This window comes from Oxalobacter vibrioformis, from assembly GCF_027118995.1.
In the GTDB taxonomy this organism is placed as follows: Bacteria; Pseudomonadota; Gammaproteobacteria; order Burkholderiales; family Burkholderiaceae_D; genus Oxalobacter; species Oxalobacter vibrioformis.
The window spans coordinates 1,493,402-1,505,509 of record NZ_CP098242.1 but is presented as its reverse complement, the minus strand read 5'-3'; the positions used below and the strand labels follow the sequence as shown (position 1 = coordinate 1,505,509).

Genomic DNA, 12,108 nt, shown 5'->3' with positions numbered 1-12,108 from the left:
CGGATAAAAAACACTATCTGGCGCTGCTGCTTTTAGGCGATGAGCAGGAATCCATGATAGACCGCTATCCTGAAAGGGGGGAGATGTACGCCCTCTTTGATGATGACCTGAAAAACATCTGTGTCGTCACGGAAGAAGAAAGTGGCGTGTATGAAATCAAAAATATTGCCACATGGCCCCAATACCAAGGGAAAGGTTATGGCAAAGCCCTAATCCGCCATATCCTGGAAAGATATGCCTCTTATGCGAAAGCTATGCTGGTGGGAACCGGCAACATAACCAGAATACTGACGTTTTACAAACGTTGCGGATTTGTCTATTCGCACGCCATTCCCCGCTTTTTTTACAGACCATTATCCGGACCCGAATTACGAAGAGGGTGTGCCGCTCATTGATATGATCTACCTGAAAAAAACGTTTTGACCATGCAAAAACGCGGGCCACCAAAGTGACCCGCGCCTGATCATGCTGTTAATAGGCAAATGAATTATTTGGCACTCATCATTGCCATGGCCGTATCCATCATCCGGCAACTGAAACCCCACTCATTGTCATACCAGGCCAGGATCTTGACCAAGGTGCCACCGCTCACACGGGTCTGGGTCGCATCAAAGGTGCTGGATACCGTGGTATGGTTGAAATCAACGGATACCAGCGGCTCGGTATTGTAAGCCAGAACCCCCTTCATTTCGCCCTCCGAAGCCTCTTTCAGGATGGCATTGACTTCTTCAACCGTCGTCGGGCGGGAAGCAATGAAAGTCAGATCAACTGCTGATACATTGATGGTTGGCACACGCATTGCATAACCATCAAGCTTGCCTGCCAGTTCAGGCAAAACCAGGCCAACTGCTACCGCCGCACCGGTACGGGTCGGGATAATATTCATGGCCGCGGCCCGGGCACGGCGCGGATCGCTGTGGTACACGTCCGTCAGCACCTGATCGTTCGTATAGGCATGAATCGTTGTCATCAGACCATTCATAATGCCAAGCTTTTCATGTAGCGGCTTGGCGACCGGCGCCAGGCAGTTTGTCGTACAGGAAGCATTCGATACGATCGTATCAGACGCTTTCAGAACGCCCTGGTTGACACCATAAACAACCGTTGCATCCACATCCTTGCCGCCCGGAGCAGAAATCAATACCTTTTTTGCCCCTGCCTGCAAATGGGCTGATGCCGCTTCTTTGGTCGTAAAACGCCCGGTACATTCCAGTACGACATCCACACCCAGTTCTTTCCACGGCATCTCGCCCGGATTGCGGTTGGATATGGCGCGGATTCTGTCACCATTGACGATCAGGTAATCGTTTTCGTACTCCACCTTTCCGTTAAATTTGCCATGCACCGTGTCATAACGGGTCAGGTGGGCGCTGATTTCCATATCGCCCAGGTCATTGACGGCGACAATTTCCATATCGCGTGATTTTCCGTCTTCGTAATGCGCACGAAGAACATTCCGGCCAATACGGCCATAGCCGTTAATCGCAACCCGAATAGCCATGATGTTTTACTCCTGAATTAGTCAAAATCGATTATCCACCTGTCCATGATTTTCCGTGGGGCGGAAAACCGCTGCAGGGCTCTTATTATAAAACTGTCTTACCTAAAACGGATTGCACTTTGGCGACGACATTTTCCACAGTAAACCCGAAATGCTTGAAAAGAACGGAAGCAGGGGCTGATTCACCAAAGCTTTCCATGCCCACAACAGCGCCTTCCAGACCGACATACTTGCGCCAGTAATCGGTAATCCCGGCCTCTATCGCAACGCGCGGCAGGCCTTTGGGCAAAACACTTTCACGATAGGCCGGTTCCTGGATATCGAAGACATCGGTCGAGGGCATCGACACCACGCGAGCCGCAACCCCTTTTTTCGCCAGTTCATCCGCTGCATTGACAGTCAGTTCAACTTCAGAACCTGTCGCAATCAGTACCACTTTCGCATCCTTGGCATCCCGCAATACATATCCGCCTCGGGCAATATTGGCAACCTGTTCTTCAGTCCTCTCCTGATAAGCGAGATTCTGACGTGAAAAAATCAGTGTCGTCGGGCCATTTTCCCGTTTGATCGCCTCACTCCACGCAACAGCAGACTCCACCGTGTCGCAGGGGCGCCAGTTATTGAGGTTCGGGATCAGACGCATGCTGGAAATATGCTCAACCGGTTCATGCGTTGGTCCATCCTCACCCACACCAATGGAATCGTGTGTAAAAACAAAAATGGAGCGGATCTGCATCAGCGCCGCCATCCTGAGCGCATTGCGGCTGTAATCCGAGAAAGTGAGGAAGGTGCCGCCAAACGGGACAAATCCGCCATGCAGGGCAATCCCGTTCATAATGGCACTCATGCCAAACTCCCGTACACCATAACTGATGTAATTGCCGGGCTTGTCTGCTGTCAGCTTGACGCTTTCTTTCCAGTTGGTAAGATTTGAACCGGTCAGATCGGCAGAACCGCCCAGAAAATCCGGCAGGATAGCAGAATAAGCCTCGATCGCATTCTGGCTGGCGCGACGGGTAGCAATCGTTTCTTTTTTTGCGACGCAATCGGTGATGTACTGTTTAACCGCCTCATCAAAACCGGCAGGCAATGTGCCGCTCATTCTGCGGGTAAACTCAGCCGATTCCCCGGGATATTCCTTGGTATATGCCGCCAGAAGCACATCCCATTCCTTTTGCCATTTCTGCCCGTCTTCCCGGGCATCCCAGGCTTTATATACCTCCGCAGGGATTTCAAAAGGAGGATATGTCCAGTCAATCGCAATCCGTGTCGCCTCGATTTCCTTGTCTCCCAGCGGGGCGCCATGCACATCATGGGTACCTGCCTTGTTGGGTGACCCTTTGCCGATAATGGTCTTGCAACAGATGAGTGTCGGTTTGTCTGATGCCTTTGCCTTGACGATGGCCGCATCAACAGCCGCCACATCATGGCCATCCACATTCGGAATCACATTCCAGCCATAGGCTTCAAAACGTTTCGGCGTATCATCTGTCAGCCAGCCTTTGACATCGCCGTCAATCGAAATCCCGTTATCGTCATACAGGGCAATCAGCTTATTCAATTTCCAGGTACCTGCCAGTGAGCAGGCTTCATGCGAAATACCTTCCATCAGGCAACCATCACCCAAAAACACATAAGTATGATGATCAACCAGATCAAATCCGGGCCTGTTGAATTCTTCCGCCAGAAGCTTTTCAGCAAGCGCCATACCTACGGCATTGGTAATCCCCTGTCCAAGCGGCCCGGTTGTGGTTTCAACACCGGGCGTTACATGCACCTCAGGATGACCCGGCGTCTTGGAGTGAAGCTGCCGGAAATTCTTGATATCCTCTATCGTCAGGTCATAACCCGACAGATGCAAAAGCGCATACTGCAGCATGGAACCATGTCCGTTTGACAGAACAAAACGATCACGATTTGACCAGTGCGGATTGGCCGGATTATGCCGGTAATGGCGGGACCACAGCGCCACCGCAATTTCTGCCATGCCCATCGGCATACCGGGGTGTCCGGAATTGGCCTTCTGAACTGCATCCATCGCCAGTGCGCGTATGGCATTTGCCATGATGTTGTCGGGTAGAGTCGTCGTCATAGGGTTATCTTGAATCCGTCAAAGGGTTGGATGGGGAAAAACCAATGTAATACCCCCCATCAAATCGTGTATTATGCCTAGCATATACCTGCCTGTATTCTATCAGAGACTCACTCTTAGATTAAGATCAACCCGCCAACAGGGAGCGCATCATGACACGCCTGTACTGCAACGCCCCGCTTGCCATAAATACCCAACTGGAACTGCCGGCATCCGCAGCCCGCCATACGATGGTTTTACGCTTGCGTCCCGGAGACGACATCACTCTTTTTAATGGCGAGGGAGGAGAATATAGCGCAAAAATCGTTGATATTCACAAGCACGGCACCACCGTTGACATCATCTCCTTCCAGCCCCGGGAAAACGAACTGCCCTATCGTGTCACGCTCGTGCAATCGATGCCTGAAGCCTCCAAGATGGATCTGGTCATAGAAAAGGCCATCGAACTGGGCGTGGCGCGAATCTGCCCGGTCGAATCAGAACGTTCCGTTGTCCGGTTGACAGAAGAGCGGGCGGAAAAACGGGCCATCCGCTGGAAAAGTATCATTATTGCCTCTTCAGAGCAAAGCGGCCGCAACCGCTTTGCCGAACTGGACGACATCACCCCCTTCAAGAAATGGGTGGAAAGCCATGAATCCCAGCCTACTTTGATGCTCAGCCCGCATGCCAAAGACTCCCTGGCAGACTGGGCCTTTCACAATCAGCCGCAGGATGTCACGCTTATAATAGGTCCTGAGGGCGGCTTTTCACGTGAAGAAGAAGGATTGGCTGTTCGCTATGGCGCCATCACGGTTTCACTGGGTACCCGGATACTGCGTACAGAAACAGCAGGCATGGCCGCCGTTTCAGCACTGACAGCCATCTGGAACCGGACCGATCCCTAGCGCCCTTTTACACAATGAGATAACGATAAATACAGCAATGACACCGACAAACAAAGAAAAAATGATCGCCGGAATCGAATACAACGCAAACGATCCGGAATTGCAAAATGACCGACAACGCGCGCTGACACTGACACAGGCATATAATGCAACCAGCCCGGAAGCGAACGAAAAAAAATCCACCATTTTAGAGCTACTGTTCAAATCATCCGGCGCCAATCTGAAAATCACTCCGCCGTTTTATTGCGACTACGGCTATAACATCACGGTCGGGGATAATTTTTACACCAATTTCAGCTGCATCATCCTTGACTGTGCACCCGTGACAATTGGCAACAATGTCATGCTGGGGCCCAAGGTACAGATATATACGGCTACCCACCCTATTGACCCGCTTGAGAGACGAAACGGCCTGGAATACGCCAAACCCGTCACCATTGAAGATGATGTCTGGATAGGAGGAGGCACAATTATCAATCCCGGCGTTACCATCGGACGCGGCACAACCATTGGTTCCGGCAGTGTTGTCACCCATGACATTCCCGCTAACGTGGTTGCCGTTGGCAACCCCTGCATGATCATGCGGCAACTGGATTAAACCGCATCATCCAGTTTCACGGCATGTTCACGCGTCGTATGAAACACCAGTTTCGGCCAGCGCTCTTCTGTCAGACGAAGATTCACTGCAGAAGTTGCCAGGTACGCCAGGTTGCCCGCCGCATCATGCGACAGGTTATGTGACAGCGATTTTTCAAATTCGGCCAGCATGCGCTTGTCTTCAGACGTTACCCAGCGGGCGCTGCTGATGGATGTTCCCTCAAAAACAGCATCCACCCCATACTCATTCATCAGGCGGCTGGCGACCACATCAAACTGCAGCACGCCTACGGCCCCTAAAATAAGGTCGCTTCCCTGCAACGGTTTGAAAACCTGTACCGCCCCTTCCTCACCCAGTTGCTGCAACCCTTTATGCAATTGCTTGAGTTTCAGCGGATTCTTGATCCGGACCATCCGGAAAAGATCCGGCGCAAAATACGGTATCCCGGTAAACTGCAGCAGCTCACCTTCAGAGAAACTGTCACCAATCTGCATATTCCCGTGATTGGGCAAGCCGATAATATCGCCCGCGTAAGCCTCTTCCACCTGCTCGCGCGAAGACGCCATGAATGTGACCACACTCGAAATCCGCACATCACGCTGCAAACGCAAATGCCTGAGTTTCATTCCCTTTTCAAAGCGGCCGGAACAAACCCGTAAAAAGGCAATCCGGTCCCGATGCGCCGGGTCCATATTGGCCTGTATCTTGAAAACAAAACCGGAAAACGGCTTTTCTGCCGGCGCCACGGTCCGTATAGTGGCATCCCGTGCGCCTGGCGGCTGCGCCCAGTCCAAAAGGGCATCCAGAATTTCCCGCACCCCGAAATTATTGATCGCCGAACCAAAAAAAACCGGTGTCAGCGTGCCCGCAAGAAACTGTTCGGCATCAAAAGAATTGGAAGCGCCATGAACCAGCTCTACCTCCATTTTCAACTGTTCCATTTCCTGCGGAAACCGCTCGGCAAGGCGTGGATTATCAATCCCCGAGATCACCTCAAACTCCTGGTCAGCCCTTTCACTGCCCGCCTCGAAAAGCATCACTTCATCACGCAGCAAATGATAGACACCGCGAAAATTCTTGCCCATGCCGATCGGCCAGGTAATGGGCGCACACTGGATTTTCAGAACCGACTCCACCTCATCAAGCAACTCAAGCGGATCACGCGTTTCCCGGTCCAGCTTGTTCATGAAGGTGATAATCGGCGTATGGCGCATCCGGCAGACATCCAAAAGCTTGATGGTCTGCGCTTCCACGCCACGCGCCGCATCAATCACCATCAAAGCGGTATCAACCGCCGTCAGTACGCGGTAAGTATCTTCCGAAAAATCCTGGTGTCCCGGGGTATCAAGCAGATTAATGACATGATCGCGGTATTCAAACTGCATGACAGAGCTGGCAACAGAAATACCCCGCTGTTTTTCAATATCCATCCAGTCTGACGTCGCATGCCTTGCACTTTTCCTTGCCTTGACCGTGCCGGCCAGTTGGATGGCACCGGAGAAAAGCAGCAGCTTTTCGGTCAATGTCGTTTTTCCGGCGTCCGGGTGAGAAATAATGCCAAAGGTTCGCCGCCGGGCAACTTCATGCGCAATATCCCGGTCGGAAACAGAAGAAGATGTGTTCATACTGCCAATTTTGCTGAAAAACCAGCAGTTTATCCTGTTAATAAAATAAAAGGAAATTTGCGCATCATCATAAAAAATTTCCACAAAGCAAGTTTTATTTGCAATAATTGGATAGAACAATTATTCCTGTTGCATTCACCCGGCTTTTAACCAGACGCGCAGTCCTGGTGCAATAGTCAGATCACCTTACCAGCAGGTCTTTCAGGGGATATGAATGAAAGAAGTCGATTTAACCGAAAAGATCATCAGGGCACACTTTGATGCCCCTATTTCTGTCATGTTTGATCAGGAAACCGGAAATCTGTTTATCGAAAACGATAGACGGGCTTCCCCGCGTATTGTCATCCGGGCGGTCTTTACACCGCAAGCGGTTCAGCAACTGTTAAGCAGCCTGCGGCAAATAGAAGATGCGCTGAAAATGACAGAAGAACGCATCGCAGAAACCAATTTCCTGGATAAAACCGATATTCTCTGAAAACCGCTTCCTGTCTGGCATCCCGCAATGATGCGACGCATTTCAACACAGCAGCTGTTCACCAGTAAAACGTCCCGACAGAATACCGGTCGCAATGGCCGCAGTTATAAAGCGGCAAATCTTTATCAGGATGATGGGCATAAGCGTGCCCGGTCTTTTTCCTGTATTCCTCCTCCGTCTTTTTGCAATAAATGAAAAGACCGATCAGTCCGAAAAACAGTAGTACGGGGATACTGCAAAAGAAAAACATCATGACAGACCTCCAGATGACAAACGGACTTATCCACAGATTTAATCGACTATAATGAGCCATGTGCATAATCCGGATTCACTTCAAGTTTACCCAAAATTCCTGCGCTTCGCACACAAAAAGCATGGCAGTACCCTCGTTTACAGGTTTCTCCACCATACTTTGACAAAAGAAAAGTACCAATGAAAAAGACAGCCACCTCCCTCGTTTTGTTCCTCTCCGTCTTTCTTTCGTCCTGTGTTTATGTGAGCTTTCCTGAATCATCTGATCCGGCAGTAAAGCTGGAAGAAGCAAACCGTTATATGGTGCAAGGCCAACCATTGCCTGCCGAGCGCCTCATCATGGAAGCCATGCGCATTTATGAAACGGAAAATAACCCGGAAGGACTGGGTAACGCCTATCGTGATTTTGGTACCCTGTTGCGTTCAAATGCGGTAACGCAAAGAGATGAGACCTATCGGGAAGCAGGCTTTCTTGACAACAGCATCACCTATGACAATCGTCACGAAAAATCCAATGAATATATGGATCGTGCCATTGCACAATACAACGAAGCCGCCAGCCGCTATCAGAACCAGGGCCGTTATGATCTGCTCTCCACTCTCTACTACACACAGGCCGGTGTCTATCTCCTGCAAAACAACAACACCATGGCCTGTTCTGCGTATGACCAGAGCCGGGCCGCCTATGCCGAAAGCGCTGTACGCAATTCCTCAAACCAGCCGCTCATCCCGAGAGGTTATTCCTCTTTCCATGACGCCATCACTGCCGCCAAAAGCCAAGCTGGATGCCAGTAATGAAGTACAGACGACCTCTTCAGAACCCCTGAACTGAGAAAGCAAGGTGAAAAAGCAGCGACCAAAACAATTTTCCCTCTTTGGTCAGGCCGACAAAGGCATCCTGCTTTTCGTCGTCGACAATGCCGAGCTTTTCCTGTCACACCGCCTGCCTATCGCGCTTACAGCACTTAATTCGGGCTATGAGGTTCATGTGGCAGCGCCACAGAACTTCGCTGCAGAACAATTGATCGAGTCTTACTCTATCGTTTTTCACCGCCTATCCATGAATCCGGAAAAATTCGGTTTTTTCTCGGAACTGAAAACCTTCTTTTCCCTTCGCCGGATCATAAAGGAAGTCAAACCCGATTTACTCCACCTTATCACGCTCAAGCCAACCCTTTACGGCAGCGTCATTGCCCGCATGAACAAGGTGCCCGCAGTCGTTGCCACTATCACCGGCACCCGGAAAATCCGCCTTGCGCCGGGTAGCGAGAAAGAAAATCTGCGCCAGAAATATATCCGTCTTCTGTATGGTTATGGCTTCAAACACCCCAATCTGCGCGTCACCTTCCAAAACAAGGATGACCGTGACATGTTTTTGGACATGGCACTCATCAACAAGCGCCAGATCGCGCTTATTCGCGGCACCGGCGTCAACATGCAGCAATTCCATCCCATGCAGGAAATCATCGGCACCCTCCCGTTGGTTCTCCTGGCATCACGTATGCGATGGGATAAGGGCGTGGGTGAATTTGTCGCTGCAGCAAAACAACTGCAGGAAAGCGGAACAAAAGCACGTTTTGTCCTTGTCGGCGGAACCGATCCAACTCATCCGGAAGCCATACCAGAAACCCGGTTGCAGGACTGGCATAATTCAGGAATTATTGAATGGTGGGGCCCCAAACACGACATGCCCATCGTCTTTGCCCAAGCCCATATCGTCTGTCTGCCCTCTTACCGCGAGGGGCTGCCAAAAGTGCTGGTTGAAGCTGCGGCTTGCGGAAAACCCATCGTAGCAACCGATGTTTCCGGGTGCCGGGAGATTATTGTCAACGAAGAAAATGGATTACTGGTGCCTGTTCAGGAAGTGGAAAATCTTGCCGTTGCATTGAACCGCCTGCTGTCCAACCCGCATTTACGGTTTGAGATGGGACAGCGAGGAAGACAAAAAGTCGTTGCTGAATTTTCAATCGGACATGTGGTTGACAAAACGCTAGGCGTATATGAATCTTTGTTGCAGATATAATGTGTGGCAGACATCATTTCATTTTCCAACCATCCCAAACTTATGAAACTAACCTGCTTCAAGGCATATGACATTCGTGGAGAACTCGGCCATGAATTAAATGAGGATATTGCTTATCGAATCGGCAGGGCTTACGGCGAATATCTCAAGCCAAATACCGTTGTTGTGGGTTGCGACATACGAGAGAGCAGCCCTATGCTGAAAGAGGCTGTTATCCGAGGCTTGTTGGATACCGGCAGTAATGTAATCGATATTGGCACTACGGGAACAGAAGAAGTCTATTTCGCTACTTTTCATTTTGAAGCAGATGGTGGTATTGAAATTACCGCCAGTCATAATCCGATTAATTACAATGGCATGAAGCTGGTACGGGAGAATGCCAAGCCTATAAGTGGCGATACGGGGTTGAAAGAAATACAAAAGCTCGCAGAAAAAAATGAATTTACTCCGGCTCCCAAAAAGGGAACCATTCACAGAAAAAAAATCCTGGAATCTTATATCCAGCACTTATTCACGTATATTTCACCATCTAAACTCCGGCCTCTTAAGCTGGTTGTCAATGCAGGAAATGGTGCCGCAGGGCACGTTATTGATGCAATAGAAGCGAAATTTTCCTCCCTTTCTGTTCCGGTGGAATTCATCAAAATTCACCATCAACCGGACCACACATTTCCAAATGGCATCCCCAATCCGCTAATACCTGAAAACCGGCATTTCACATCAAACGCCGTTATACAGCATAACGCGAACATGGGCATCGCCTGGGATGGGGATTTTGACCGATGCTTTTTATTCGATGAAAAAGGCAAATTTATCGAAGGCTACTATATTGTGGGATTGCTGGCTGCCGCCTTTCTCGAGAAACACCCTGGAGAAAAAATCATTCATGATCCGCGCCTGACCTGGAACACGATCGATATTGTCAATCAGTATGGCGGCACTCCCATACAGAGCAAAACTGGACATGCCTTTATCAAGGAGCGCATGCGACAGGAAAATGCTATTTACGGTGGTGAAATGAGTGCCCACCATTATTTCCGTGATTTCGCCTATTGCGATAGTGGCATGATCCCCTGGCTGCTGACAATACAACTGATGAGCAATTCCGAAAAACCATTATCCACGCTTGTTGGTGATCGTGAAGCCATGTTTCCCTGTAGTGGTGAACTCAACTACAGGGTGCAAAACAGTACGGATACGCTGAATCTGATTAAAGAACATTTCACAGGACTAAATCCCGCTATTGACCGTACTGATGGCATCAGCCTGGAATTTGATGATTGGCGGATGAATGTAAGAAGCTCCAATACAGAACCTTTGTTGCGACTGAATGTGGAAACACGAGGAAGTTTGTGTGATATCGCTAGCAAAGTAGCAAAAATTGAAAAACTGATCTATCTATCAACCAGTTGAGAATACACCGCCAGCGTTTCACGGATTACTTGCCCGGATGAAAACTCTGCTTCGGCTTTCTTTCGGCTATAAGCCCCCATTCGCTGGCGCATGCCAGAATCCAATATGAGTTTTTTCAACGCATTGGCAAGAGATGCCACATCTCGAACTGGTACCAAAAAACCGTTTTTACCATCATCCACGACTTCACGACAACCCGTTGTATCTGTTGTCACAATGGGTAATCCACATGCCGCCGCTTCAATAAGTGACTTTGGTAACCCTTCCCTGTATGAAGGCAAACAAACGATATGAGCATCTTGAAGCACAGCAGCAACATCTTCTCGCCACCCCCACCATTCCACGTTTTTTCTGCCGTTCCAGGCATTGAGCATTTCGATTGTAATTGAAGTAGGATTTACCGGGTCCGGAGCACCAACCAAAACAAACCTTGCCTTGACGCTTTCATCATATAACCGATGTGCTGCCGAAACAAACTCATCAACCCCCTTGTCACGCAACATTCTTGCAGTCAACACAACGACAGGAATGGCTTCCGGTTTTTCCATGGGTTGAAAATGATCCAGATTGACCCCGGCACCTTTTATCAGAACCGTATCAGCAGGACGCACTGCCTTCCAGTTAACAAAGCTGCTCAAATCGTCCGGATTTTCAAAAATGACTTTGCTGGGTTCGGGATTGGTAAAAAAGCGGTACGCCAGACGAAGCCATGGGCGCAAAATCCGCGCTCTGAAGTCAGATGATGAAAAAATATATCCCATGCCTACAGGCGCATTTACAACCGCAGGAACACCGGACAAACGCGCAGCCAATGATCCATACAAAATGGGCTTGGCCGAAACCTGATGAACAATGGCGGGACGCTCCTGTCGATAAAGCTTCCATATTTTCAGCAATACACCAAGCTCCCTCAAGGGATTCATCCCGCTACGATTAAATGGGATAGCGATAAAGCACAATCCGGCAGCACGGATTCTCTCGCCCTGTGTATTTTCACGTGCAGCGACCACTACATCATAACCAGCAGCTCGCGCAGCAAGAGCTCGCTCCATAAAATGAGAACAGAAAAAACTGTCTTCCGTGAGAAGGTAGAGAAGCTTTGGCTTAAAATGCATTATTCACTTGCAAGACTTGTACCGGTATGTTTAATGATTTCATCACAACAATTAAATGGTTATTTGGGAAAAACCCTATACCACTCTCAAACAAAGTATCTACAAAAAATCCAATATCGTTTCTTTTTGA

At 49.5% G+C, this 12,108-nt stretch carries 11 protein-coding genes; 7 read left to right on the top strand and 4 right to left on the bottom strand.

Annotated elements, in window-relative coordinates:
* The first annotated feature begins 53 nt into the window (after positions 1-53).
* Positions 54-395, top strand: coding sequence for a GNAT family N-acetyltransferase (locus NB640_RS07450; protein ID WP_269308114.1), 342 nt, complete (start codon positions 54-56; stop codon positions 393-395).
* A gap of 92 nt (positions 396-487) precedes the next feature.
* Here NB640_RS07450 and gap read toward each other — a convergent pair whose 3' ends face one another.
* Together gap and tkt are read right to left on the bottom strand one after the other, a co-directional pair.
* Positions 488-1,501, bottom strand: a complete 1,014-nt coding sequence (gene gap / locus NB640_RS07445) for a type I glyceraldehyde-3-phosphate dehydrogenase (protein ID WP_269308113.1) — start codon at positions 1,499-1,501, stop codon at positions 488-490.
* 85 nt (positions 1,502-1,586) lie between these two features.
* Entirely contained in the window at positions 1,587-3,593 is a 2,007-nt protein-coding gene (gene tkt, locus NB640_RS07440) for a transketolase (RefSeq protein WP_269308112.1), read from the bottom strand.
* A 152-nt stretch (positions 3,594-3,745) separates the two neighbouring features.
* Between tkt and NB640_RS07435 the strand changes: the two genes are divergently transcribed.
* A complete protein-coding gene (locus tag NB640_RS07435) occupies positions 3,746-4,477 on the top strand; it encodes a 16S rRNA (uracil(1498)-N(3))-methyltransferase (protein WP_269308111.1) in 732 nt (243 codons plus the stop codon).
* Between the two features lie 37 nt (positions 4,478-4,514).
* Complete coding sequence (locus tag NB640_RS07430; RefSeq protein ID WP_269308110.1) at positions 4,515-5,075, top strand: sugar O-acetyltransferase; 561 nt, start codon at positions 4,515-4,517, stop codon at positions 5,073-5,075.
* On the opposite strand, the gene NB640_RS07425 is transcribed toward NB640_RS07430, so the two are convergent.
* Positions 5,072-6,700, bottom strand: coding sequence for a peptide chain release factor 3 (locus tag NB640_RS07425; RefSeq protein ID WP_269308109.1), 1,629 nt, complete (start codon positions 6,698-6,700; stop codon positions 5,072-5,074). The two genes, NB640_RS07430 and NB640_RS07425, sit on opposite strands and share 4 nt — an antisense overlap.
* A 214-nt stretch (positions 6,701-6,914) precedes the next feature.
* Here NB640_RS07425 and NB640_RS07420 point away from each other — a divergent pair, with 214 nt between their 5' ends.
* The 4 genes from NB640_RS07420 (at position 6,915) to NB640_RS07405 (ending at position 10,863) form a co-directional block, all read left to right on the top strand.
* A complete protein-coding gene (locus tag NB640_RS07420) occupies positions 6,915-7,175 on the top strand; it encodes a hypothetical protein (protein WP_269308108.1) in 261 nt (86 codons plus the stop codon).
* A gap of 432 nt (positions 7,176-7,607) precedes the next feature.
* A complete protein-coding gene (locus NB640_RS07415) occupies positions 7,608-8,222 on the top strand; it encodes a hypothetical protein (protein ID WP_269308107.1) in 615 nt (204 codons plus the stop codon).
* Positions 8,223-8,268: 46 nt separating this feature from the next.
* Entirely contained in the window at positions 8,269-9,450 is a 1,182-nt protein-coding gene (locus tag NB640_RS07410) for a glycosyltransferase family 4 protein (RefSeq protein ID WP_269308106.1), read from the top strand.
* A 3-nt stretch (positions 9,451-9,453) separates the two neighbouring features.
* Positions 9,454-10,863, top strand: coding sequence for a phosphohexomutase domain-containing protein (locus NB640_RS07405; protein ID WP_269308105.1), 1,410 nt, complete (start codon positions 9,454-9,456; stop codon positions 10,861-10,863).
* On the opposite strand, the gene NB640_RS07400 is transcribed toward NB640_RS07405, so the two are convergent.
* Positions 10,845-11,978 carry a glycosyltransferase family 4 protein gene (locus tag NB640_RS07400; protein WP_269308104.1) on the bottom strand — a complete coding sequence of 378 codons (1,134 nt, stop codon included), beginning with the start codon at positions 11,976-11,978 and terminating at the stop codon, positions 10,845-10,847. The genes NB640_RS07405 and NB640_RS07400 overlap by 19 nt on opposite strands.
* Positions 11,979-12,108 lie beyond the last annotated feature (130 nt).

Bases quoted from the DNA above. Each gene is read 5' to 3' on its own strand.
- NB640_RS07450 (WP_269308114.1), top strand. From the start codon at position 54: ATGATAGACCGCTATCCTGAAAGGGGGGAGATGTACGCCCTCTTTGAT.
- gap (WP_269308113.1), bottom strand. From the start codon at position 1,501: ATGGCTATTCGGGTTGCGATTAACGGCTATGGCCGTATTGGCCGGAAT.
- tkt (WP_269308112.1), bottom strand. From the start codon at position 3,593: ATGACGACGACTCTACCCGACAACATCATGGCAAATGCCATACGCGCA.
- NB640_RS07435 (WP_269308111.1), top strand. From the start codon at position 3,746: ATGACACGCCTGTACTGCAACGCCCCGCTTGCCATAAATACCCAACTG.
- NB640_RS07430 (WP_269308110.1), top strand. From the start codon at position 4,515: ATGACACCGACAAACAAAGAAAAAATGATCGCCGGAATCGAATACAAC.
- NB640_RS07425 (WP_269308109.1), bottom strand. From the start codon at position 6,700: ATGAACACATCTTCTTCTGTTTCCGACCGGGATATTGCGCATGAAGTT.
- NB640_RS07420 (WP_269308108.1), top strand. From the start codon at position 6,915: ATGAAAGAAGTCGATTTAACCGAAAAGATCATCAGGGCACACTTTGAT.
- NB640_RS07415 (WP_269308107.1), top strand. From the start codon at position 7,608: ATGAAAAAGACAGCCACCTCCCTCGTTTTGTTCCTCTCCGTCTTTCTT.
- NB640_RS07400 (WP_269308104.1), bottom strand. From the start codon at position 11,978: ATGCATTTTAAGCCAAAGCTTCTCTACCTTCTCACGGAAGACAGTTTT.